The organism is Gemmatimonas sp. (genome assembly GCF_046594945.1).
Taxonomy (GTDB): domain Bacteria; phylum Gemmatimonadota; class Gemmatimonadetes; order Gemmatimonadales; family Gemmatimonadaceae; genus Gemmatimonas.
The window spans coordinates 1-24,391 of record NZ_JBKJRB010000012.1; the positions used below are offsets into that span (position 1 = coordinate 1).

Sequence of the window (24,391 nt, forward strand, 5' to 3'; positions counted from 1 at the left end):
ATCCCTTTCGCCGCTTTCTGCGGCGGGATGGCCGCGCGCCGGAGGCGCCGGCCCCTCCTTCGCAGAGGCGGCTGCAGGGACCACCCGGCCCGACCGGCTGACACGGAGGCGGGTGTCGCCGCTGCAGTGGGGGGAGCGAGAGATCGGTGCCGGGCCTCGCACTCGACGCGGGGAAACAGCGCCGCGGTGGCGATGAGCTATCGCTTTAGCCCGGCGATCCACGCTGTTATCGCCGCGAGGACCGCAGGGTCCATCGTTGTGGTGATCGTGAAATACTCATTCAGCAATCCGGATTGCGCCGGCTGAAAGAGGTGGTTCAATCGAGGTACGATGCGCGCGTCCAATCGCGCATTGCCGCCGGCGAGAAAGGCAGCGGTCATGGCCGCGTGATTCGCCTGCGCCGGTACCTGAAAATCCTTCGCGCCGAAGAGCGCGAGCACGGGGACGCGCACCTGCCGCAGCGTGGTCTGTGCATCGGAACGCAGCAGGCTCAGCATCTCCGGCTGAAGCACACCGCGCGCCTGCGGCTCCAGCTGAGCGCGCAGGGCAGGCTTCTGCGCGATCGGCACGTCAATGAGGATCGCGTCGACGTATCGTTCGACGGCCGCCGATTCGCTCGTGGAGTCCGTTGCCCCGCGGAGCGCCTGATAGAGCGCCCAGTTCAGGGAGTCCTGACGTGAACCGACATACGCTTGATAGCCGGAGGAGGCCGCCAGCGCACGCGTCTGCAGCAGGCTCACAGAGTCCCCACGAACGGCAGGCGCTGCGAGCAGCACGAGAAATGCAACGTCCCGCGAACGTACGGCGATCTGTGGTGCAATGATGCCGCCTTCGGAGTGCCCCAGCAGACCGACTCGCGCTTTGTCGATCTCTGGCGTTGACCGCAACTTGCGGAACACGGCCTCCGCGTCGGCGGCGAGGTCACTTACGGTGGCTGTAGCGTAGCGACCGGTCGAGGTGCCCACGCCGCGCTCGTCATAGCGAAGCGTGGCGATCCCATTGCGCGCAAGGTGGTCGGCAATGAGCGCGAAGGGCTCGTGCACGAAGATCGTCGAATGACGGTCTTGCGGACCTGACCCGGAGATCAAGACGACGGCCGGGAAAGGGCCGCGGCCCGCGGGAAGGGACAGTGTCGCCGAGAGGCGGACGCTGTCCGAGGCTTCAACGGTAAGCTCGCGAGTGCGATAGGGCACCGGCATCGTCACCCGCTGCGGGCGCTGCAGGCGCACCATCGACGTGGGCATCATCGCGCCGCCAAGCCCCATGGAGCCGATGATGCTATCGGGCACCGCGCTGCGCACGCCAGCAAAGCGCAGTCCGCGTGGTCCTGCGATGATCACGGAGTCGCCGCGAAGCAAAACCGTCACCGGCGCTCGCGGCGATGGCGACTCGGGGACAACCACGGTCCCGACCATCTGCTCCGGCGTGCTATCACGAAGCGTGAACACGAAATGCACGCGTATACCGTTAGTCAGCATGGGCGCCGACCAGTCGCCCGCGATCGATGGCCCCTGACTGCTCGCGTTCAAAGGTCGCGCCTGCGCACTCCCCGCTGTTGAACGCCACATCGTCAACGCGCCGAGCACTGCGGCGCCAACGTATGTCCGCACTTAACCAGTCAAGATCCATTGGTGATTCTGCATTCCGTACCTCCGGTCAGGTTGAACGTCGCATCGAAGCGGTCGCGCGTCGATGCGTCGCGAGCAACTCAAGAAATGACTCCCTTTGCATTGGGGAGATCAGCACGTGCTGGCCGTCACCGTACTCAACCCGCAAGCGGTCGAGAGAAAATGCTGGAGCAGACGTCATGTCCCTCGACGGTTCGATCGTCCGTATGGACGCATACGGAACGCGGGTCGTGAACGGTCCCACGCGAACCAGCAACTCGCTGTCGGTGAGATGGTACACGGTGACAGCGTATAGCACTGCGGGGAGGAGCACCCCACCTCCAAGCACGAGGGCCGCGGCCACCAGCGCGCGTCGCGACGTGAGGCCGGCCTCCAGCAGGACCATCAGCAACGCAAAGCCCGTGGGCACGAGCACGAGTGCCACCACCCATCCATCAAGTACCGAGCGAAAGCGGCGGCCTGTAGCTGTTGCCCGCCCGAGCTGGCTGGACCGCTCGTCGATTCCGCGTCCGTGCGAAGACATTGTCAGTTCTCGTGATTGGTACGAATTACCCGAGGGCCGCCGCTCGCACCGGATGGGATTGGTGCTCCGATCGTGAGCGACTCCACGCGGCAGAACTTAGTGCACACTGCTCCGCGTGGTCTAGGGCGCGATCTATTCTCGCGATCTCGTCCGGTCGCAACAGCGCGGTTCCGTGCGCGACTCCCCCAAACTCGCCCGGCCGCGGCGAGGGCCGAGTCTCCCCACAGCGGCTCTCTGCGAAGGAGGGGCCGGCGCCGGAGCGGAGCGACGCGCGCGGCCATCCCGCCGCAGAAAAGCCGCGAAGGGGAGAACTCGGCCCGACCCGCATGCCGGCCGCAGGGCCCCCTCCCACGCGGGCAGCAAAGCGGGCCTTGAGAGCGTAGCATACCGGTAGTCCCCTGCCACGCTCCCCTCCGCGAAACTCTCCATGACCCGTCGCCTCACTTTGGCCGCGCTGCTCGCTGCCGCACTGATCTCGCCCGTTACCGCCGCGCCGGCGCAGCCGCGCAAGCCACTCGTGGAATTCGAGATGATGACCTGGCCCGAGGTGAAGGACGCGCTCGCCGCCGGCAAGACCACCGCGTTGTTCTACACCGGTGGCACCGAGCAACGTGGTCCGCAGAACGTGAACGGCGGCCACAATCTCATGGGACGGGTCATCGTGCGCACCATTGCTGAGAAGCTCGGTGATGCCATCGCCATGCCGGTGTTGCCCTACACGCCGAACAACGCCAGCGCCACGCTGCCCGGCACGATCGGCCTCACCCCGGAGCTGCTGAAAGGCATCCTGGAGCGCCTCGCCGAGCAGGCGATCGCCACGGGCTTCAAGACCGTCGTGCTGATGGGAGATCATGGCGGTGGCCAACCCAACGTCTATGCCGACGTCGCCAAGTCGCTCAGTGACAAGTACACGCCACAGGGCATCCGGGTGCTGTACTGCGACGCCGTGTACTCCACCGCCAACGCCGACTTCGACGCCTATCTCAAGGCCAACGGCTTCCCCTCCAGCTCGCACGCGGGCATTCCCGACACCTCGACCATGCTGTACCTCGGCGATGGGACCTGGGTCCGACTCGATCAGCTCCCCAATGCCCTCGGCGATCCCGCGCCGACCGGCCCGCGTGGTGCCGCCCCCGACCCCAATGCGCCGCCTCGCAAGAACAACGGCATTACCGGCGACGGCCGGAAAGCCAGCAAGGAACTCGGCAAGAAGCTTTTCGAGATGAAGGTCGACTATGCGGTGAAGCAGATCAAAGGGATGACCGGCCGATAGCCTGGGACGAATCGCGATCGGCGAAATCCAGCGTCTTCGTGGCTCCGGATTTCGCCGATTTCGCTGTGCGGTCGGTTAATTTTAGGGGCTGCACCGGCACCGGCACGTTCCCGTCATCCCTGTCTTACATGAGCGACCTAACTCGCCAGCCTGTCATCGTGGGTGCCGCGCGCACTCCGATCGGGCGGTATCTCGGGGGCCTCTCGCCCCTTTCCGCGCCGGAACTTGGCGCCATCGCGATCCGAGCCGCGCTCCAACGAAGCGGTGTTGCACCCGACGCGGTGCAGGAAGTCATCATGGGTCACGTGCTGCAGGGCGGCACGGGTCAGGCTCCCGGACGTCAGGCCATGCTCAAAGCGGGCGTGCCCGCCACGGCGTCGGCCCTCACGATCAACATGGTCTGCGGCTCCGGACTTAAGGCCGTCATGCTCGCCGCGCAGGCCATCAAGGCCGGTGACGCGCAGGTGATCGTGGCCGGTGGCCAGGAAAGCATGAGCAACGCGCCGCACTACGTGATCGGCATGCGTGGCGGTGTGAAGCTGGGCGACCAGACGATGGTCGACGGCATGATCAAGGACGGTCTGTGGTGCCCCACGTGCAACGTGCACATGGGGGTGCATGCCGAGTACACGGCCACCAAGGCCGGCGTCACGCGGGCGCAACAGGATGCCTTTGCCGCCGGCTCGCACGCCAAGGCGGTCGGCGCGCAGCAGGCCGGCAAGTTCATGGCCGAAATCGTGCCGGTGGAAATTCCCGGCCGAAAGGGACCGACCGTCATCTCGGTCGACGAAGGCCCGCGCGCCGACACCACCGAAGCCTCGCTCGCCGGCCTGCGTCCGGCGTTCCCGAGCAAGGGTGACAACAGCGCCCTCAGCGTCACCGCCGGCAATGCGTCGTCGCTGAACGATGGCGCGGCTGCCGTCGTCGTCACGTCGGAAGCGTACGCCCGCGAGCACGGCCTCACGATTCTAGCCCGCATCACCGCCTACGCGACGGGCGCCGGCGAGCCGCAGGATCTGTTCTTCGCGCCGATCACGGCAGTGAAGAATCTGCTGGCGAAGTCGGGCACCACCATCGCCGACTACGACCTCATCGAAGCCAACGAAGCGTTCGCCTCGCAGGCACTCGCCGACGGCCTCGGTCTCTCGTGGGACGATGCCCGCGTGAATGTGAACGGTGGTGCAATCGCCCTCGGCCATCCGATCGGGGCAAGCGGTGCGCGGGTGCTCGTCACGCTGCTGCATGCGCTGGCCGATCGTGGCAAGAAGACGGGTATCGCCACGCTCTGTCTGGGTGGTGGTGACGCCGTCGCGTTGTCGGTGGAGCGCGTCGACTAACCGGCGTTGTCGCATGTACGGTTCATGAACAGGGCACTGCGGGTTCCTTGGCGTCTCCTGAGCTTCGGCGTCGCCTGGATCTTGGCGCAGGGCATTGCGGAATCGGTCCTCGGGCCACTCTTCGGTGTCATCTCGCGTGGCGTCGGCGAGTCGGTGCCGGTGTACCCGTGGAGTTCGCTCATCGGGGTGACGGCGGCGTGTTACGTGGCGCTGCGCTTCGTGGACGATGGGCCGTGGTCGGTGCTGGCGTTGGGCGAGGGAGCGTGGCAGTGGCGGCGGCTGGCCGGTGGTGCGCTGGTGGGCACGGCGGCGATTCTCGGTACGGCGGCCATTCTGTGGGTAGTCGGCGCCCTGCGTTTCGAAGACATGCCGACTCGCGGCATCGATGGTGCCGCGGTGGTGGAAGACGGGTGGGGTGGGACCGCGCTTCGGCTCCTGCTGTTGCTGGGGCCGGCCGCGCTGTGGGAAGAGCTGGTATTTCGGGGATACCTCTACGCCGTGGCCGACGAGGCTGCGGGCCGTTGGGTTGCCCGGTTGAGTTCGAGCGTCGCGTTCGGGGCGGTGCACCTGATGAATCCCGGAGCGAATGTGCGCACCACGGTGGTGGTGATGCTCGCCGGACTTTGTCTCTGCCTCGTGCGTGAACGCACCGGCAGTCTGCCGGCGGCGTGGAGCGCGCACCTCGCATGGAATTGGGTGATGGCCGCGGTGTTGCACGTCCCCGTGAGCGGGTTGCCGTTTGCGACACCGGGCTATCGCGCCACCCTGCGCGGTTCGGACTGGATTACCGGCGGAGCCTGGGGCCCCGAAGGCGGACTGGTGGCGATGTTGGTGCTGGGTGGATCGCTGGCCGTCGGACTTCGGCGCCGCGAATCACCGGCGCAGACTTAACTTTTCGGAGTCGAAACGATATGCAGGATCCTGTACAGGTAGCTTTACATCGCGCCGCCGTCGTCGGCGCGGGGCAGATGGGCAACGGCATCGCGCATGTGTTCGCGACCAGCGGACATGCCGTGACGTTGATCGACGTGAACGCCGACGCGCTGGCGAAGGGTCGCGAGACGATCGCGAAAAATCTCGACCGGCAGGTCAAGAAAGGCGCGATCGAGGTGAGTGCCGCTGAGGCCGCGCTCGCGCGCATCGCGACGTCCACGTCGCTCGATGCCGTGTCCAATGCCGCGATCATCGTGGAAGCGGCCACCGAACGCACCGATCTCAAGTTCCGCATCTTCGAAGATCTCGACCGTCTCGCTCCGCCTGGTGCGATCCTCGCCAGCAACACCAGTTCGATCTCCATCACCGAGATTGCCGCCCGTACGAAGCGCCCCGAGCAGGTCATCGGCATGCACTTCATGAACCCGGTGCCAGTTATGCAGTTGGTGGAGGTCATTCGCGGCCTCGCCACCAGCGACGCCACCACGGAGAAGGTCATGAGCCTCGCTACCGGGCTTGGCAAGACGCCGGTGGAAGTGAACGACTTTCCGGGTTTCGTGGCGAATCGCATCCTGATGCCGATGATTAACGAGGCCATCTACTGCGTGATGGAGGGCGTGGGAACGCCCGAGGCCATCGACACGGTAATGAAGCTCGGCATGAATCATCCCATGGGACCGCTCACGCTCGCCGACTTCATCGGCCTCGATACCTGCCTCGCCATTCTCGAAGTGCTGCACAACGGCCTTGGCGACCCCAAGTACCGTCCGTGCCCGCTGCTCCGCAAGTACGTCGCGGCCGGTTGGTACGGACGCAAGTCCGGCCGTGGCTTTTACCAGTACTGACCCATCATGTCGCTCCTCGACCTCAACGAAACGCAGAAGGAAATCCAGGCGCTCGCCCGCGCGTATGCGCAGCGTGAACTCGTGCATCTTGCCGGTGAGCGCGATCAGGAATCGCGCTTCGACCGCGAGATGGTCACGCAGATGGCCGAGCTGGGGTTCTTCGGCATGCTCACGCCGGAACGCTTCGACGGACTCGATCTCGATGCGCAGAGCTATCTGCTCGCGCTCGAAGAGATCGCGGTGGCCGACGCCTCGGCGGCGGTGCTGCTCAGCGTGCACAATTCGCTGCCCACGCAGATGATTTTGAACTTCGGCACCGAAACCCAGCAGCAGCGTTATTTGCCGCCGATGGCGCGGGGTGAACTGCTCGGCGCCTTCGCGCTGTCGGAGCCGGAGGCCGGATCCGATGCCGCTGCGTTGCGCTGCCAGGCGGTGCGCGATGGCGATGACTGGCTGCTGAGCGGCACCAAGGCCTGGGTGTCGCACGGCAGCGAAGCGGGCGTGATCCTGTGCATGGCGCGCACCGACACGCCTGACGCGCGCAAGGGCAGCAAGGGGATCTCGACGTTTATCCTCACGCCCGATCTGCCCGGCTTCCATCTGGCCAAAAAGGAGAACAAGATGGGGCTGCGCGCGTCACCGACACTGCAGATCAATCTCGACAATTGCCGCGTGCCGGGTGACCGGTTGCTGGGCGAAGAAGGGCAGGGCTTCGTGTACGCCCTCGGATCGCTCGATCACGGACGACTCGGTATCGCCGCGCAGGCTATCGGTATCGCCCGCGCCGCGCTGGAAGCGGCCGTGCGCTATGCGGGCGAGCGCAAGCAGTTCAACCAGCCGATCGCCGAATTTCAGGCGATTCAGTTCAAGCTCGCCGACATGGCGACACGGATCACCGCCGCCCGCACGCTGTTGCATGCGGCGGCGGCGGCCAAGCAGCGCGGTGAGAAAATCACGCGCTTCAGCAGCATGGCGAAGCTCTTTGCAAGCGAGACCGCCATGTGGGTCACCACGCAGGCCGTGCAGGTGTTCGGCGGCTATGGCTACGTGACCGACTACCCCGTCGAACGCTATTTCCGCGACGCGAAAGTGACTGAAATCTACGAAGGCACGTCCGAGATTCAGCGCATCGTGATCGCCCGCGAAACGCTGGCCGCGGCGGCCGCGAGCGACGGATCTCTTCCCGACTGATCTTCCGGTTCCTACCTATGCATTACTTCGAAACGATTGCCGAGATGGGACATGAGCAGGTGGTCTTCTGCCATGACAAGGCCTCCGGCTATCGCGGTATCATCGCGATCCATGACACGACCCTCGGCCCCGCGCTCGGCGGCTGCCGTTTCTGGAACTACGCATCCGAGGAAGCGGCGGTCGTCGATGCACTGCGTCTCTCGCGCGGTATGACCTACAAGAACGCCGTCGCTGGGCTGAATCTTGGCGGCGGCAAGTCGGTCATCATCGGTGACAACACGACGACCAATCGTGAGATGCTCTTCCGCGCCCATGGTCGCTTCGTGGATTCCCTCGGCGGCCGCTACGTCACCGCGGAAGACGTGGGCACGACGGTGGAAGACATGGATTTCGTCCACATGGAAACGAAGCATGTCACCGGCATCGGCTCCAAGTCGGGCGACCCGTCGAGCGTCACGGCGCACGGCGTGTTTCGGGCTATTCAGGCGTCGGCCTGTCAGAAGTGGGGCAGCGACAGTCTGGACGGTCGCACGATTGCGATCCAGGGATTGGGGCATGTCGGCTACTACCTCGCCAAGGAGTTGCACGCGGCAGGGGCAACGCTCGTGGTCACCGACATCGATGCGGGCCGCATCAAGCGTGTGGTCGATGAGATGGGAGCCACGGCGGTCGCGCTGGACGACATCTACCGAGCGAAGGCCGACATTTTCACCCCCTGCGCGCTCGGCGGCGTCATCAACGATGAGACCATCCCGCAGCTCAGCGTGGAGATCGTGGCGGGTGCGGCCAACAATCAGCTGCTCGAAGACCGTCATGGCGACGCCTTGGAAGCCCGCGGCATTCTGTATGCGCCCGACTACGTCGCGAACGCCGGCGGCGTGATCAACGTGTACAGCGAACTCACCGGCTGGAGCAGGGAGCGGTCGCTGCGGAAGGCCGACGAGATCTATCAGACCGTGCTGAGCGTCTTCCGGCTGGCGAAAGACACGGGCCTTCCCACCTACAAGGCCGCCGATCGGGTCGCCGAGCAGCGCATCCACGCCGTTCGCGGTATGATCAAGACGTGGCCGCAGTATCCCAATAAGGAATCCTGAGCAGTCAACGGAGCAATCTGACCATGGTGGATGTGGCAAAGCCGGGGGAGCGAATCCCCATCGCGTCCGACCACGCAGGCTTCGAATTGAAGGAGCGTCTGCGTCTGGCCCTCGGCGAGATGGGATATGCGGTCGAGGACATCGGCACGCACAGCACCGCGAGCACGGATTATCCTGACTACGCTCATCCACTGGCGCAGGAGGTGTCCGACGGGCAGGCCGCCCGTGGCATCCTCTTGTGCGGGACGGGGCTTGGGATGTCGTATGTCGCGAACCGGTATCCGGGAGTGCGCGCCGCCGTGGCCTGGAACCCGGAGGTGGCGGTGCTCGCTCGTAAACACAACGACGCCAACGTGCTGGTGTTGCCGGCACGCTTCGTGTCCGACGAGGATGCCTTGGCGATTTTGCACGCTTGGCTCGACACGCCGTTCGAAGGGGGGCGCCACCAAGGTCGCGTGGCAAAGATCGAACGGGACGACAGTGAGGCCGACGCCTCGGGGAGCACGACATGAGTGATGGAGCCAGCGCGAACTGGTCGCAGTGGGATCGCTTGCCGCCGGGGGATGCCCTGTTGCAGGCGGATCCGGAGATCGCGCATCTGATCGATGAGGAAACGCAGCGGCAGAGCGATGGCCTCGAGCTGATCGCCAGCGAGAATTTCGTGTCACCGGCGGTGATGGAAGCGGTCGGTTCGACGCTCACGAACAAGTATGCCGAAGGCTTGCCGGGCAAGCGCTACTACGGCGGATGTGACGTCGTTGACAAGATCGAGCAGTTGGCGATCGACCGCCTCAAGCAACTGTTCGGTGCCGCTCACGCCAACGTGCAGCCGCACAGCGGTGCGTCGGCAAACGCGGCGGTGTTCCTCGCGTTCCTCAAGCCCGGCGACACGTTCCTCGGGATGGATCTGTCTCAGGGCGGGCACCTCACGCACGGCTCACCGGTGAACTTCTCCGGGTTGCTGTACCACGCCGTGTCGTACGGCGTGACCGAAGACGGCATCATCGATTACGAGCAGATGCGGGCGCGCGCGCGCGAGCACAAGCCGAAGATGATCATTGCCGGCTACAGTGCGTACTCGCGTACGATCGACTGGCAGGCCTTTGCCGATGTCGCCACGGAAGTCGGAGCGATCTTCATGGTCGACATGGCGCACTTCGCCGGGCTCGCTGCCACGGGAGTGTATCCGTCGCCCGTGCCGTTCGCCGATGTAGTGACCAGCACCACGCATAAAACGCTGCGTGGTCCGCGCGGTGGCATCATTCTCTGCCGGGCCGAACACGCCAAGGCGATCGACAAGGCGATATTTCCCGGCATGCAGGGCGGTCCGCTCGAGCATGTGATCGCCGGAAAGGCGGTCGCGTTCCACGAAGCGTTGCAGCCGTCGTTCACGGCGTACTGCCGTCAGGTAGTGGAAAACGCGAAGGTGTTGGCCGAGGCGCTCATGGAGCGCGGATATCACATTGTGTCCGGCGGCACCGACAACCACCTCATGCTCGTCGATCTGCGCAGTAAGGGTCTCACGGGAAAGGTCGCGGAAAAGGTGCTGGACGAAGCCGGTATTACGGTCAACAAGAACACCGTGCCGAAGGAAACGCAGTCACCGTTCGTGACCAGCGGTATCCGCCTCGGCACGCCGGCCGTGACGACCCGAGGCATGGGACGGGAAGCGATGCGCGAGATCGCGGGCCTGATCGACCGCGTGCTCTCGGCGCCCGACGATCGCGACACGATCGCAGCAGTGAAGGTCGACGTGAAGGCGCTGGCCGACACGTATCCGCTGTACCGCTCGGTGTCGCCGGTTTAGGACGAGCCGCGGCGCGGTTCGCAAGGAGTTGTCAGGTGGTGCCCGGGCCTCCAGTATTCTTGCACTGGAGGCCCGCTGCATTTTAGCCGATCCGCGTCGTGCATCCGTTGCACCTCGCGCCGGCTACGCGTCCCACGCACAGACACGTTCAGGAGCAGTAGCAGTGACTGAGTTGGCGTTCCGTGAAGGCATCATGGATCAGATCCGGCTGCGCGAGCAGCGGTTCGACGAGCGCGCGTACCTGTTCGTGCTCGCGTCGCTCGAGCACAGTCAGGCGCGTCTGACGGAGCGTCGCCACATCGCTGGCCCCGAGCTCGCGCACGCCTGTCGTGAACTCGCGTTGCAGCGCTTCGGTGTCATGGCGGGCATCGTGCTCGAACACTGGGGCCTCAAGGGCACCAGTGACATCGGCGACATCGTCTTCACGCTCGTCGACATGGGCTTGCTGATCAGCCAGCCGCAGGACTCGCGTCATGATTTTTACGGCGTGTACAGTTTCGAGGATGCGTTCGGTCGCGAGTATCCGTGGAGCACCGCGCACGTCTGATCGACGGCGCGCTCACGCGATGACACGACGGTGAGCGCTTGGCGCGTCACCAGCGCCGCCGAAGCCGCGGCGCGCGACCATGCGGCGATCACCGCCGGCGTCGCGTCGTTCGATCTCATGTTGCAGGCCGGCACGACGGCCGCCGCGCTCATCCTGCGCGATTACGCGGCGCAGCTCTCCCACGGTGTGGCGCTGTTCGCCGGTAGTGGCAACAACGGCGGTGATGCCTACGTCGTGGCCGCGCAGTTGGCACGCGTCGGCGTTTCGGTGCGCCTGCATGCCGCCGCGCCGCCGCGCACCGCTGATGCCGTGCGCGCCATGCGGCTGGCGGCGCCGGCACTGGTGTTCGGCCCCCCCGGCGGTCATGAACGCGTGGTCGTGGACGGATTGCTCGGCACCGGGCATCGCGGTGCGCTCCGGGAGCCCGTGTTGGCCGCCTGCCGGCGCGTATCGCTCGCGCGCGACGGCGGTTCCACGATCGTCGCGCTCGATGTCCCTAGCGGACTCGACGCGACCACCGGTGAGATCGCCGACGGAAGCACGGCGGCGCATGCCACGCTCTGTTTCGGCACGGTCAAGCGTGGACTCCTGCTCGCGCGCGGCCACGCTGGGCGCATCGTACTGCTTGATATCGGGCTCGCGGGTGCGGTCGATCGTGAGGATGGCGCGTGGCATCTGGCGAACGCCGCCGACTTCGCGCGATGGTTGCCGCCGATGGCCTGGAACGCGCACAAAGGTCGGCGTGGCCGTGTCGCGATTGTCGGAGGGCATGAAGGCATGGCTGGCGCGGTGATTCTCGCGACGCGCGCCGCACTGGCCGCCGGCGCCGGACTCGCCCACGCGATCGTTGACGCGCCGAGCGTGATGGCGGTGCAACTCACGGTGCCGCAGGCGTTGGCCGAGCGCTGGCCGGAGCAGGCGGCGGAGCTCGCGGAGCCAGGCGCGGAGGTGGGGGCCGAGCCGGGCACGCTGGATCGCTGTGATGCGCTCGCCATCGGCCCAGGGCTTGGCCGCAGCGCGCGATCGTCGCAGCTGCTCGAGCGCATGGTGAACGAGCTTCGTGATCGACCGCTCGTGCTCGATGCCGATGCCCTCTGGCTCGTGGCCGAAGTGGCCAACACGCTGGGCACCGACGCCGCGGCGCACCTGCGGCACTGGACACGCCATTCGCGCGCCGTAGTGTGTACGCCCCACGAGGGCGAGTTCGCACGGTTGCTCGGCGCCGCGGTGCCACCGGAATGGGATAAACGCGCTGACGCACTACGGCAGTTCGCGGTGCGCAGCGGTGTGACGATGCTGTTGAAGGGCACCCCCACGCTCGTGGCCACACCCGACGGTGGTCCGATCACGGTGGTGCCGCACGGGACGCCGTTGCTCGCCACCGGTGGCAGTGGTGATATGCTGAGCGGCGTGATCGTCGCCCTCTTGGGGCAGGGACTCGCGCCGAAGGAAGCGGCGGTGTGCGCGGCGACCGTGCATGGGCGGGCGGCGGAGTTGGCGACGGCACGACAGGGTGGTCCTCGCGGTGGTACCCTCGAGACCGTATTCGAATCGTTACCGTCAGCGTGGCGCCTGCTCGAGGATCCCGTCACCTTTCCTCCCGGTGTGCTCGTAGAACTTCCCTCGCCCGCGTGATTGTGCGCTCTCATCGCCTCACTGCTGTACTGGCCGCGCTCGCCGTCGGTGTACTGTCATGGTCATCATGCGCCGTGAGCGGCGCGAACGGCGGCGCGAACGGCGGCGCGAGCACGGGCCCGTCGGCGGGAGCGCCGGGTGGTTTTGGCAAACGTGACGAACGGCAGCGCATCGGAAGCTTCAGCAACGTGCAGGCGGTAGCAGTATCGCGGCGCTACGTGTTCGCGGCTGGGAGCAGCGGCATCGCGATCTACGACCGCGTGATGAACAGTTGGTTGCCGCCGCTCACGCGTGACGAGGGGCTGTCCGATCAGCAGATCACCGTGCTCGCCGGGGACCCGGTGGAAGACGCACTGTGGCTTGGCGTGCCTGGCGGCGTCATCATGTATCGCCCGCTCACCGAACAGTTGCAGCGCACGATCGTGACCGGTGTGCCGGAGCTGATTGCCTTCGATCGCACGGGCACCGGCGACGCGATCATTCGCGCCGGTGGTGAATGGACGCGCATCTCTCGCGTGGGCATGGCCACGCCGATGATGCGGCCGCCATCGGCGAGTGTGCTGATCCTGCCACGCACGCTCAACGACCTGTACGCGCAGTTCCCGACACTACGCACCCAGCCGTCGCTGTTACTGCGCAGTCAGCAGAGTGATCGGCCGGTGCGCAATGTGCAGATCATCAGTGGTGCCGCGTCCCCCGAACGCGCGAGTGAAGTGTGGCTTGGCACGGCCGGTGACGGACTGTTCCGGCTCGATCCGGCGTTCATGCAATCCACGCCGCTGCCATACGGGCTCATGGAGCCGGGCGTCGGCGCGCTCGCGTTGGCGGCCGATGGGGTGTGGGCGGCGGGACTTGGACAGTCGTTTGATCGCGGCGGCCTGTCATTCGTGGGCAGTGATTTGCAACGGTTCCGCTGGATCGATGGCACGATCGCAGTGCCACTCGTGGGCGTGCGTGGACGCTCGCTCGTGACGCGCGCGTCGCGGGCTTGGTTGGGCACTGATCGCGGGCTCGTTCGGGTGCGGCTCGACGGCACGCAGGCCATGCAGTCGTGGGGCGTGCTGGATGGCCTGCCCGACGAACGCGTGCTGTCGGTCGCCACGCGAGACGACGGCGTGTGGGCCGGTACGGCGCGCGGACTCGTGTATGTGAGCGACAGCAGCGACACGCGCAACGTGCGCACGCGCGGTCTCGGGGTGCGTATGCTCGACAACATGCCGGTGCATGCGCTGCAGTTCACCGGCGACACGCTGTGGATCGGAACCGACGCGGGGCTGATGGCCATCGCGTCGCCAAACGGCGGCGTGGGTGGTGTGCTGTCACGTCCCTTGGGAAGCGATCAGGCGCTGCGTCGCGCAGTGCGCGCGCTGGCGTGGAGCGATACCGTGCTCCTGGCCGCCACCGACGATGCCGTGTTGCGGCTTGCGCCGCGTGGTGGAGTGGAGCCGGTGCGGGTCGACGCGCTCGACGTGCGACAGGTAGGGCGTGTGACCAAGGTGGCCATCGACGACCGCACGATGTTGTTGGCAGGCACCGATGGCGTGGTCCTCGTGTCGCGTCGTGACGGCGCGACGCGTGTGCTGCGCGTGCCCAGTGATCTGCCCGGGCCCGTGCTCGATGTCGCCCTGAATCGCGACTACCTGTGGTTCGGTACCCCGCAAGGACTGATTCGCCTACGTCGCCGCGGTGATGGCGGACTGCCATGATTTTGATATGAGTTTCGTATGAGTTTGGAACCGCGTGCGCACCAGGCCATGCGTGAAGGGGCGGAGTTCGACACGATCCGTGCCCTGATGGCGCGGTGGGGTGATCTCGCCGTCGATATCGGCGATGACGCCGCCGTGTTGGCGCCGGCCACACACGGCACGCGCGTGGTCAGCATCGACGCCTGCGTGGAAGACGTGCACTTTCGCCGCGCCTGGATTACGGCGCGCGAAGTTGGCGTACGGGCCGCGGTGGCGGCCCTGAGTGACCTGGCGGCGATGGGTGCGCGTGCCGAGTACGTCTTGATCGCGTTCGTGATCCCCGAGGGGTGGCGCGAGCAGCTCAGCGAGGTGGCCGACGGCATGGGTGCGGCGATTCGCGAAGCCGGGGCGCGCATTGTGGGGGGAAATCTCAGCCACGGGGCCGTGTTCTCGATTACGACCACGGTGATCGGTCGCGCGCCGCGCGTCGTGCCCCGCAGTGGAGCGCGCGCCGGCGATCTGGTGGTCGTGACCGGCCTGCTGGGCGGCCCTGGCGCAGCCATAGAGGCCTGGGATGCGGGCGGGAGCCCAACGGGATGGTCGCGGGAGCGTTTCGCGGCTCCAGCGCCCCGCTGGGCCGAAGGAGAGGCGCTGGCGCTGGCGGGTGCCACTGCCATGATCGACGTCAGCGACGGACTTGCCGGCGACGCGCGGCACGTGGCGGCGGCCAGCGGCGTGCGACTCGAGCTCGACGCCGCGCTGGTGCCCGCTGGTCCCGGGATTTCAGCGGAGGCGGCCCTGCGGAGCGGGGAGGAGTACGAGTTGTTGGCGTGTGTGCCCGCAGCGGAATATGAAGCGCTGGCCGCTCGGTGGGCGGCGATTAGCGTGGTGCGGCTCACGGTGGTCGGGGTAGTCCGCGACGCGGACGCGGACTCCGACTCTCAGTCGAACTCAGCAAAGGCGCCGCCGGCCCACGGCTTTGACCATTTCCTCTTGGGCAAAAGCTCGCGTTGAATTCGGGTTCGGACTGGGCGAGCTTGCAATGATGCGCACCGCATTCACGGCGTTGGCCCTGTTGGTTGGAACGGTCCTCTTCGGCAGCCTCACGTTGTTGGCCGAATTGTTGGGACGTGCCCACGGCCCCGACAGCATTTACACGAAGACGCCCCGCTGGTGGGCATCGTGGCTGTTGGGCGCGGCTGGCGTGAGGGTGGTCGTGCATGGTGGTGAACACGACCTTCCCGAGGGCGCGTCGCGGGTATTCATGGCGAATCACGTGAGCTGGTTCGACATCCCCTCCATGATCTTCGCGCTCCCGCACTACGGTTTCGTCGCCAAACGGGAGATCGAGCGGATCCCGCTCTTCGGCGCCGCCGCCCGCGCGGTCGGGGTGATCTACATTGATCGCGAGAATCGGAAGGCCGCCTTCAGCGCCTACGACGACGCGGCGTCAAAGATTCGTGCCGGGCACTCGGTGCTGGTGTATCCTGAGGGAACGCGCGGTTACAGCTACGCGCTGCGCCCCTTCAAGAAAGGCCCGTTCGTGCTGGCCATCGGCTCGGGCGCGCCGATCGTGCCGGTGGTCGTGTACGGCACCATTGCGGTGAACCCACGCACCGAATTCCGGGCGTCACCGGGCACGGTGCACGTGCACCTGCTGGAGCCGATCCCCACCGACGGCCTCACGTACGCCGATCGCGACGAGCTTGCCGAGCGCGTCCGACAGCGCATGGCCGACTGTTTACGTGCACATTACGGGGTAAATCCGGCGATCGAACCATCGCGTCGAGCGTCGGCACTCAAGCCTGAACAAGTCTCCGCGTAGCGGTTGCACGTTGTTGGCTCCGTAGTCCCTACTCCCTACTCCTTACTTCGCTTTTATCATATGGCCTCCATCGTTTCCATCAGCGCGCGCGAGATTCTCGACAGCCGCGGCAATCCTACTGTTGAAGTAGACGTGATTCTCGAGACGGGAAGCGCCGGTCGGGCCGCCGTACCGAGCGGCGCCAGCACGGGCGAGCGTGAAGCGGTGGAGCTGCGTGACGGTGATCCGGAACGCTACGGGGGCAAGGGCGTGCTCACGGCGGTGAATAACGTGAACACCGAGATCAGCGAAGCGCTCGAAGACATGGACGCGATCGATCAGATCGCGATCGACCGCGCGCTGATAGATCTCGACGGCACCGAGAACAAGGGCCGGTTGGGCGCCAACGCGCTGCTGGGCGTGTCGATGGCCGTGGCACGCGCCGCCGCGCTCGAAGTCGGCTTGCCGTTGTATCGCTATCTCGGTGGCCCGATGGCGCGCACGTTGCCGGTACCGATGATGAACATCCTGAACGGTGGCGCACACGCGACCAATACCGTCGACTTTCAGGAGTTCATGATCGTGCCGGTCGGCGCCGAGTCGTTCAGCGACGGTCTGCGTATGGGCACCCAGGTCTTTCACGCACTCAAGCAGGTGCTGGTGGCGCGCAAGCTGGCCACCGGGGTCGGTGACGAAGGCGGCTTCGCGCCGAATCTCGCCAGCGACGAAGAAGCGCTCACGGTGATCATCGAAGCGATTCAGGCGGCCGGTTTCCGTCCCGGGCACGACATCGCGCTCGCGCTCGACGTAGCGGCCAGCGAGCTGTTCCAGGGGGGCCAGTATCACTTCAAAAAGAGCGGGGCCAAGTCGCTGAGCCCGCAGGCGCTCGCCGACAAGTACGCCGGCTGGCTCGAGAATTATCCGATCGTGTCGATCGAAGACGGCATGGCCGAAAACGATTGGGATGGCTGGAAGTATCTCACGGAGCTCGTGGGTGATCGTTGCCAGCTCGTGGGCGACGACCTGTTCTGTACGAACAGCGAGATCCTGGCCAAGGGCATCGAAGCCGAAGTGGCGAATGCGATCCTGGTGAAGGTGAACCAGATCGGCACGCTCACGGAAACGTTCGAAGCGATCGAGTTGGCGCGCGCGGCCGGCTACAACGCGATCATCTCGCATCGCAGTGGTGAAACCGAAGACACGTTCATCGCCGATCTCGCGGTGGCGACGCAGGCGGGGCAGATCAAGACCGGCGCGCCGTCGCGCAGCGATCGGGTGGCGAAGTACAACCAACTGCTGCGTATCGAAGAACAGCTGGAAGGCTACGCGGAGTATCCGGGTGGCGCGATCTTCGGTCTCTAACGAGGCATGTCGCCCCTGATGAAGCAAGTGGCGTGGGCCGTCGGGGCGCTGACCGTTCTCGTGTACACGATCGAGGGCGGTGAGTACGGCACCTCCGACCTGCTTACGCAACGCGACCGCAAGGCCGCGCTGGCGCAGAACGTTATGGACCTCGAGTTGGACGTCGACTCGATGCGCGCCGAGTTGAAAGCGGTCACGAACGATCCCGTTCGACTCGAGCGCATGGCGCGCGAAGAGTGGGGCATGGTACGGGGTGAGAAAGAGTTGCTGTACCGGGTGCGCTCGACCCCATTCCGGGCGCCATAAATCGCGTGATCGGGGTTGACTCTCGGTGTGCTCGCGCTAGCTTACTCCTTCTGACGCGGGGTGGAGCAGCCTGGTAGCTCGTCGGGCTCATAACCCGAAGGTCGCGGGTTCAAATCCCGCCCCCGCCATCTGCACTCGGCCGGTCCGCAAGGGCCGGCCGTTTGCGTCCCGGCACTCGAGTTTTTGGGTTTGCGATCAGGCTGGGATAGTGAGAAGTTTTGCGAAGAGGGGCAGGGTAGCTCAGCTGGCTAGAGCGCACGACTCATAATCGTGAGGTCGAGAGTTCGAGTCTCTCTCCTGCTACTGGAAAACATGAACCCCTGTAAGCCTGTAGCCGCTTGCAGGGGTTTGTGGCTTCAGTGGACCAACGCGCACGTGGAAGCACTTCTGCGCACGGTTGTCGGCATGGACGATGAGCAGCTCAAGAACCCGCCCGACACCGACGTCTCCGACTACTTCGATGAGCGCCTTGTCCGCTTTCGTGACATCCGCGGGAGTGAGCGCCGATGAGCGCCAGAATCAGACGGATGAGCGGTGACCTCACTCGCTGGTCATGGGTTATCCATGGAAAGACCTCCCGGCTCCTCTGACCCTGGACCCATGCGCCTCCGACGCTGCACTTCCCCGTGTCTGATCGCGGCGATTGCCGTTTTCGCCACCGCCTGCGCCGGGAGCGGCACCGGTCCTGACAACGCCGCCGCCGACTCGCTCACGGCGCTGCCGCGCGCGCTGACCGCCGCCGAGCGTCTGGCTATTACCGCCAGCAACGATTTCGCGTTGCGGCTGCTGCAGCGCACGACGGCCCACGAGACCGGCAACGTGCTGCTTTCACCGCTCTCGGTCTCGCTGGCACTCGGCATGACCATGAACGGCGCTGCCGACGAGACGCTGAGCGAGATGCAGCGCACCCTCGGTTGGGGCGCTACGAACCGCGCCGCTATCAACGTGGCGTATCGTGACCTCATGACCATGCTGCCAAGCCTCGACCCCAGCGTGACGGTGCGGCTGGCGAATGGCATCTGGATGCTTCGGCCAATGGTCCCCGATGCAGCCTTCACCAGCGAGGCACGCCAATTCTTCAATGCACCCGTCACGAGCGAGGCGTCGCCACGAGCGATGTTCGACGCCGTGAATGCCTGGGGCGATCGTGAAACCCGTGGCATGATCCCCAAGGTGCTGCGTGACGAGCCGCCGCGGGACCTGGTAATGCTGCTGGCCAACGCCGTGTATTTCGCCGGCACGTGGCGCGAGCGCTTCGATCCTGCGAAAACGAGCCCTGGCTCCTTCCAACTCGAGGGCGGTGCGACGGCCGTGGTGCCCATGATGACTCGTGAGGGCGGCTTTCGTAGCTGGCGCGACGACCGGCTGGTGGCCGTGGAGCTGCCGTATGGCAACGCAGCCTATTCCATGCTCGTGTTGATGCCCACCAAGGACCCGGTTGGCTCGTTCGTGGCCACGCTCGATACGGCCCGGCTGGCGCAGGTGAGTCAGGGGCTTCGCGCGGCGCGCGGCGACGAGCGGCTTCGCTTCCCGAAGTTTACGCTCGAGGGGTCACTGGAACTCTCCCCCGACCTGCGTGCCCTCGGGATGCCGCGCGCGTTTACCAATGGTGCCCAGTTTCCACGATTGGTGGCGAACGAGTCCACGAAGCTTTCCTTCGTGCAGCACAACGTGAAAGTCGAGGTGGATGAAAAGGGGACGCGTGCGGCAGCGGTCACGGTGGTGGGTGTGGTCCTGGTATCGTTGCCGCTCGGCGTCGACATCGATCGCCCATTTCTCTTTCTGATTCGCGAACGGTTGAGTGGGACCGTGCTGTTCACGGGTGTGGTGCGCAATCCGCTCGGACGCTGAGGAGGGGAGGGTGTCGCGCTGTTCGGCGGCGTGCGAATGACGAACATCGCTTTGCCGTTACCGATGTCGCGTCGCTCGATGCCACGAGCTCCGCCGCCGTCCGGCTCCAATTCGCAACGGCTTGGAAGTGAAAACGCTGGCGGATGTGAAAAATGTGACGGTTGAGCGGACCCGCAGCGCGACCGGATCAGAGCGGCGCGCGTTGCGGCGCGCGTTGCGGCGTCGTTCAGCGCGGCGCGCTAAGAACCGTTCGGTTCTTGTCGATCACGGCGATGATGATGAGCACGAACGCAAGCAGGCGCAGAACGTAGGCCCATGACGGTTCGTAATCGAGGGCGAAGCTCGCGGACAGCGCGACGCGCTGCACGATCAACAGGGCGAATGCCGCGGCGAACAGTGCGAATAGTCGGTCGCCGCTCTCACGCCAGAACCGTAGAAAGAACAGCGCCACAATCGCGTAGCCGAGCGACAGGTAGCCGGAGATGAAGCTCTCGATGAGTGCGCTGTTCATCGTGTGGTATCCCAGATGAGGCCGAACAGCAATAGTGAGATGCCGATCACCGCGGGGAGCGTGCGCACGATCGCGAGGTTGACGTCGGGTAGCACATGAACGTCCACAATGAGAAGAAGGTTGTTGAGTGCGAGACCGCAGAAACAGAGTCCGCTCCAGAGGAGCAAGCGTGCTCCGGTGCGTCGATATCCGCGCAGCAGTAGCCAGCTGCACGTTGCACTCGTAAGAACACAAAGGGTGTAAATGAGGAGGGAGATCACGAGTCCTCGCGATTGCGGAGTCGGAAGGCGTCGGCGAACTGTTGCACCGACGTGGCGGGACGATCGTAGATAGCGCGAACGAGCGTGACCGGACGGGTGTTGTACATCTCCGCAAGTAGGTTCACCGTCTCGCGGACGTCCGGCGACGGTGCGTAGACGAATGAGAGCCCGTGCCGCTGGAGTAGGCCGACCGTGTGCAGGTCGGCGAGTACCTCGCCGGCCACCGCCTCCGAGACAGCGGCGCGCTCGGCGACCTCACCTAGCTGCATCCCCACGTCGTTCGAACCGTTGGAACCAGGTCTCCCCTCGAGCGCGGCCGATCGCATCGCGAGCAAGACGGCGACGTGATCGATGGAAGGGAGGTTGCGCCAGACGAGCTGCTGTACAGCCGAGGGGAGTACGAATCTCGCCATGAAATCGCGAAAGAATGAGGTAGAGCCGGTACCTGATACTCAAGTTCGTTCGAACCGCCGGGGAATTATGCCTCTCAGTTCGCGCTCCCGGCAGTACAGCACCGACGGTATACGAACGGGATACGATGCTGTCTGGTAGGCCACGATCCAAGCCGCGAGCTATCCCTTCGTGCATTCGACCACTCGAAAGGTGTGGTCAGAATTTTGGATTGCCGTCACCGGGTCTCACCGAAATGCGTGCACTCCATCGGCTGCGCCCCCTTGGGCTCGTCCTGTCGACGCGCGAGAACTCTTGCGCCGTCACGCTTGAATTCGGTCTCGAATGAGTCCAGACTCAAGTGTCAAGCCGCGCCGCCACTTCCGTTTGATCCCCCCGTTCCCGCCATTCCCTGCCACTTCCCCTGGGCTGAACATTCTGATGACGCGATCCTCGACGAACGGCAGTTCTGATGGAGACGGCACGCCGCGCGACGGCGTGGCAGGCGCGAAAGTGCGCTCGGCGAAGGGCGCGCGCGGCAAGAGAAATGGCAAGAGCGCGGGTGGGGCCGACCTGCAGGCAACCGAAGACCCGCCGCGGGAGCCGTCGTCGGCTGAACGAATACCCGCCACGTTGGCGCACTCGCACCCGGACGCATTCGAGGCCGTCGCGATCGCAATGCCGGGCAGGTCGGGGGTCGACGCGACTTCGTCGGTCGGACTCGATCGCGGCCAGTTGTTGCTCGCGCTGCAGCGCGTGCGGGCCGGCGATTTCACCGTCCAGCTGCCGGGCGACTGGTCGGGGCTTGACGGCAAGATCGCCGATACGTTGAACGAGATCGTCGCCGCCAATGAAAAGATGGCGTTCGAGTTACGTCGAATTGGCCAGGTGGTCGGGAAGGAAGGCAAAACGCGCGAACGCGCGCGCTTCGACCTCAAGCGCGGTGCCTGGGGCGAAATGGAGGACTCCGTCAATACTCTCGTCGACGACTTGCTCCGACCGACCACAGAGGTCACCGGTGCGATTGCCGCTGTCGCGCAGGGTCATCTGAATCAGACGATGCGGCTCGACGTCGACGGACGTCCGCTCGAAGGGGAGTTCCTGCGGTCGGCCACGATCGTGAACACGATGATTCAGCAGCTGGGCGTGTTCACATCGGAAGTCACGCGCGTGGCGCGCGAAGTCGGGTCGGACGGCAAGCTGGGTGGACAGGCGCAGGTGCCGGGCGTATCCGGTGTATGGAAGGACCTCACCGACTCGGTGAACTCGATGGCGTCCAACCTTACTGCGCAGGTGCGGAACATCTCGGAAGTCACGATCGCTGTGGCATCGGGCGACTTGTCACGCAAAATCACCGTGGACGTGCGCGGTGAAATTCTGCAGCTCAAGGAAGCCATCAACACGATGGTCGATCAGCTGCGCTCGTTTGCATCGGAAGTGACGCGCGTGGCGCGCGAAGTCGGAACGGAGGGGAAATTGGGCGGCCAGGCCGTCGTGCCCGGCGTGGCCGGAACATGGCGCGACCTCACCGATTCGGTGAACGCGATGGCGGGTAACCTCACGGCGCAGGTACGAAACATCGCCGAAGTCACGACGGCGGTGGCGCGCGGCGACCTCTCGCGCAAGATCACGGTGAACGTGTCCGGCGAAATTCTGGAGCTCAAGGACACCATCAATACGATGGTCGACCAACTCAATGCCTTCGCCGGCGAAGTCACGCGCGTGGCCCGCGAGGTCGGCACGGAAGGCAAGCTGGGCGGCCAGGCGCAGGTGCCGGGTGTAGGCGGCACGTGGAAGGACCTCACGGACAACGTCAACTTCATGGCGTCCAACCTCACCGCGCAGGTGCGAAACATCGCCGAAGTGGCCACCGCCATCGCACGCGGCGACTTGTCGAAGAAGATCACGGTGAACGTGTCGGGCGAGATCCTGCAGCTCAAGGAAACGCTCAACACCATGGTAGATCAGCTGAACGGCTTTGCATCGGAAGTCACACGCGTGGCCCGCGAAGTCGGCACCGAAGGTCGCCTCGGTGGGCAGGCCGCGGTGCCCGGCGTCGCCGGCACGAGAAGGACCTGAATGACAACGTGAACCTGCTTGCCGCGAATCTCACCACGCAGGTGCGGAACATTGCCGAAGTGACCACGGCTGTTGCCCGAGGCGACCTGTCACGAAAGATCACCGTCGAGGTACGTGGCGAGGTCCTCGAGCTCAAGGTCACCATCAATACGATGGTCGACCAGCTCAACGCCTTCGCCGCCGAAGTGACGCGCGTGGCACGCGAAGTCGGAACGGAAGGCAAACTCGGTGGTCAGGCCCAAGTGCTCGGCGTGGCCGGCACCTGGAAGGATCTCACCGACTCGGTGAATTCCATGGCGTCCAATCTCACCGGTCAGGTGCGTAACATCGCCGAGGTCACGACCGCCGTGGCGCGAGGCGACCTCTCGCGCAAGATCACGGTGGACGTCAAGGGCGAGATCCTGGAGCTGAAGGACACGATCAACACGATGGTTGACCAATTGAACGGTTTCGCCTCGGAAGTGACGCGCGTTGCCCGCGAAGTCGGAACCGACGGACGACTCGGCGGACAAGCCGTGGTGCCGGGTGTTGGTGGAACGTGGAAGGACCTCACCGACTCCGTGAACTTCATGGCGTCGAACCTCACCGCGCAGGTACGAAACATCGCTGAAGTGGCCACGGCGATCGCCAACGGTGACTTGTCGAAGAAGATCACGGTTGACGTGTCCGGTGAGATTCTCGAACTGAAGGACACGCTCAACACCATGGTGGTGCAGCTCAATGCGTTCGCGTCCGAAGTCACCCGTGTTGCGCGAGAAGTCGGCACCGAAGGAAAGCTCGGCGGTCAGGCGCAGGTGCCGGGCGTGGCCGGCACGTGGAAAGGCCTCACGGACAACGTGAATTTCATGGCCTCGAATCTCACGGGTCAGGTGCGCAATATCGCCGAAGTGGCAACCGCCGTGGCGCGCGGCGACCTGTCGAAGAAGATCACCGTCGACGTGAAGGGCGAAATTCTGGAGCTCAAGGACACCCTCAACACCATGGTGGACCAGCTGAACGGCTTTGCCGGCGAGGTAACGCGGGTGGCCCGCGAAGTCGGCACCGACGGAAAGCTTGGCGGGCAGGCCCAGGTGCCGGGCGTGGCCGGTACGTGGAAGGATCTCACCGACAATGTTAACACGCTGGCTGGCAACCTGACGAGTCAGATCCGAAACATCGCGCTCGTCACGACGGCGGTCGCAAAGGGAGACTTGTCGCAGAAGATCACCGTCGAAGTGCGCGGCGAGATTCTCGAGCTCAAGAACACCGTCAACACGATGGTGGAGAAGCTTCGCGTGTTTGCCGACGAAGTGACGCGCGTGGCGAAGGAAGTGGGTACGGAGGGCAAGCT

General features: G+C 65.2%; 21 protein-coding genes, 2 tRNA genes and 2 pseudogenes. 20 read left to right on the forward strand and 5 right to left on the reverse strand.

Features of this window, described 5'->3' with window-relative positions:
- Positions 1-197 precede the first annotated feature (197 nt).
- Together ACLL97_RS01720 and ACLL97_RS01725 are read right to left on the reverse strand one after the other, a co-directional pair.
- Entirely contained in the window at positions 198-1,457 is a 1,260-nt protein-coding gene (locus ACLL97_RS01720; RefSeq protein WP_411278748.1) for an alpha/beta hydrolase family protein, read from the reverse strand.
- 199 nt (positions 1,458-1,656) lie between these two features.
- Positions 1,657-2,151: a PH domain-containing protein gene (locus tag ACLL97_RS01725; RefSeq protein ID WP_411278749.1), complete on the reverse strand. Its 495-nt coding sequence runs from the start codon at positions 2,149-2,151 to the stop codon at positions 1,657-1,659.
- A gap of 427 nt (positions 2,152-2,578) precedes the next feature.
- On the opposite strand from ACLL97_RS01725, the gene ACLL97_RS01730 reads away from it, so the two are divergent.
- From ACLL97_RS01730 to ACLL97_RS01820, 19 genes and pseudogenes are all read left to right on the forward strand, one after another.
- A complete protein-coding gene (locus ACLL97_RS01730; protein WP_411278750.1) occupies positions 2,579-3,424 on the forward strand; it encodes a creatininase family protein in 846 nt (281 codons plus the stop codon).
- Between the two features lie 128 nt (positions 3,425-3,552).
- Entirely contained in the window at positions 3,553-4,761 is a 1,209-nt protein-coding gene (locus ACLL97_RS01735; protein WP_411278751.1) for an acetyl-CoA C-acetyltransferase, read from the forward strand.
- 24 nt (positions 4,762-4,785) lie between these two features.
- Positions 4,786-5,652 carry a CPBP family intramembrane glutamic endopeptidase gene (locus ACLL97_RS01740; protein WP_411278752.1) on the forward strand — a complete coding sequence of 289 codons (867 nt, stop codon included), beginning with the start codon at positions 4,786-4,788 and terminating at the stop codon, positions 5,650-5,652.
- Positions 5,653-5,672: 20 nt separating this feature from the next.
- Entirely contained in the window at positions 5,673-6,539 is an 867-nt protein-coding gene (locus ACLL97_RS01745) for a 3-hydroxybutyryl-CoA dehydrogenase (RefSeq protein ID WP_411278753.1), read from the forward strand.
- 6 nt (positions 6,540-6,545) lie between these two features.
- Positions 6,546-7,730: an acyl-CoA dehydrogenase family protein gene (locus tag ACLL97_RS01750; protein WP_411278754.1), complete on the forward strand. Its 1,185-nt coding sequence runs from the start codon at positions 6,546-6,548 to the stop codon at positions 7,728-7,730.
- Positions 7,731-7,747: 17 nt separating this feature from the next.
- Positions 7,748-8,824, forward strand: coding sequence for a Glu/Leu/Phe/Val dehydrogenase dimerization domain-containing protein (locus ACLL97_RS01755; RefSeq protein WP_411278755.1), 1,077 nt, complete (start codon positions 7,748-7,750; stop codon positions 8,822-8,824).
- Positions 8,825-8,847: 23 nt separating this feature from the next.
- Entirely contained in the window at positions 8,848-9,336 is a 489-nt protein-coding gene (rpiB, locus tag ACLL97_RS01760) for a ribose 5-phosphate isomerase B (RefSeq protein WP_411278756.1), read from the forward strand.
- Between the two features lie 38 nt (positions 9,337-9,374).
- On the forward strand, positions 9,375-10,631 hold the full coding sequence (gene glyA, locus ACLL97_RS01765; RefSeq protein ID WP_411278768.1) for a serine hydroxymethyltransferase: 1,257 nt from the start codon (positions 9,375-9,377) through the stop codon (positions 10,629-10,631).
- Between the two features lie 163 nt (positions 10,632-10,794).
- On the forward strand, positions 10,795-11,178 hold the full coding sequence (locus tag ACLL97_RS01770; protein ID WP_411278757.1) for a Minf_1886 family protein: 384 nt from the start codon (positions 10,795-10,797) through the stop codon (positions 11,176-11,178).
- A gap of 30 nt (positions 11,179-11,208) precedes the next feature.
- Positions 11,209-12,813, forward strand: coding sequence for an NAD(P)H-hydrate dehydratase (locus tag ACLL97_RS01775; protein WP_411278758.1), 1,605 nt, complete (start codon positions 11,209-11,211; stop codon positions 12,811-12,813).
- Between the two features lie 74 nt (positions 12,814-12,887).
- A complete protein-coding gene (locus tag ACLL97_RS01780) occupies positions 12,888-14,519 on the forward strand; it encodes a hypothetical protein (protein ID WP_411278759.1) in 1,632 nt (543 codons plus the stop codon).
- An 18-nt stretch (positions 14,520-14,537) separates the two neighbouring features.
- Positions 14,538-15,512 carry a thiamine-phosphate kinase gene (thiL, locus tag ACLL97_RS01785; RefSeq protein WP_411278760.1) on the forward strand — a complete coding sequence of 325 codons (975 nt, stop codon included), beginning with the start codon at positions 14,538-14,540 and terminating at the stop codon, positions 15,510-15,512.
- A 28-nt stretch (positions 15,513-15,540) separates the two neighbouring features.
- Entirely contained in the window at positions 15,541-16,323 is a 783-nt protein-coding gene (locus tag ACLL97_RS01790; RefSeq protein ID WP_411278761.1) for a lysophospholipid acyltransferase family protein, read from the forward strand.
- A 60-nt stretch (positions 16,324-16,383) separates the two neighbouring features.
- Entirely contained in the window at positions 16,384-17,664 is a 1,281-nt protein-coding gene (eno, locus tag ACLL97_RS01795) for a phosphopyruvate hydratase (protein ID WP_411278762.1), read from the forward strand.
- Between the two features lie 6 nt (positions 17,665-17,670).
- Positions 17,671-17,970 carry an FtsB family cell division protein gene (locus tag ACLL97_RS01800; protein ID WP_411278763.1) on the forward strand — a complete coding sequence of 100 codons (300 nt, stop codon included), beginning with the start codon at positions 17,671-17,673 and terminating at the stop codon, positions 17,968-17,970.
- Positions 17,971-18,024: 54 nt separating this feature from the next.
- A tRNA-Met gene (locus tag ACLL97_RS01805) sits at positions 18,025-18,098 on the forward strand.
- Positions 18,099-18,199: 101 nt separating this feature from the next.
- A tRNA-Met gene (locus ACLL97_RS01810) sits at positions 18,200-18,273 on the forward strand.
- A gap of 9 nt (positions 18,274-18,282) precedes the next feature.
- A pseudogene (gene rhuM / locus ACLL97_RS01815) lies at positions 18,283-18,477 on the forward strand (RhuM family protein); the annotation flags it as partial.
- 93 nt (positions 18,478-18,570) lie between these two features.
- Positions 18,571-19,821 (forward strand): serpin family protein, encoded by a 1,251-nt coding sequence (locus ACLL97_RS01820; protein ID WP_411278764.1) that lies wholly within the window; start codon positions 18,571-18,573, stop codon positions 19,819-19,821.
- A 226-nt stretch (positions 19,822-20,047) separates the two neighbouring features.
- Here the strand turns inward: ACLL97_RS01820 and ACLL97_RS01825 are convergent, their stop codons facing one another.
- The 3 genes from ACLL97_RS01825 to ACLL97_RS01835 are packed head-to-tail and all read right to left on the reverse strand — an operon-like array spanning position 20,048 to position 21,005.
- The gene (locus tag ACLL97_RS01825) at positions 20,048-20,332 is read right to left on the reverse strand and encodes a DUF5985 family protein (protein WP_411278765.1); all 285 of its coding nucleotides are present in this window, start codon (positions 20,330-20,332) and stop codon (positions 20,048-20,050) included.
- Positions 20,329-20,592: a DUF5985 family protein gene (locus tag ACLL97_RS01830; RefSeq protein WP_411278766.1), complete on the reverse strand. Its 264-nt coding sequence runs from the start codon at positions 20,590-20,592 to the stop codon at positions 20,329-20,331. Before ACLL97_RS01830 ends, ACLL97_RS01825 begins: the two co-directional genes overlap by 4 nt.
- Entirely contained in the window at positions 20,589-21,005 is a 417-nt protein-coding gene (locus ACLL97_RS01835) for a hypothetical protein (protein ID WP_411278767.1), read from the reverse strand. The genes ACLL97_RS01830 and ACLL97_RS01835 overlap by 4 nt, the downstream gene beginning before the upstream one ends.
- Before the next feature lie 655 nt (positions 21,006-21,660).
- Between ACLL97_RS01835 and ACLL97_RS01840 the strand changes: the two are divergent.
- A pseudogene (locus tag ACLL97_RS01840) lies at positions 21,661-24,391 on the forward strand (HAMP domain-containing protein); the annotation flags it as partial.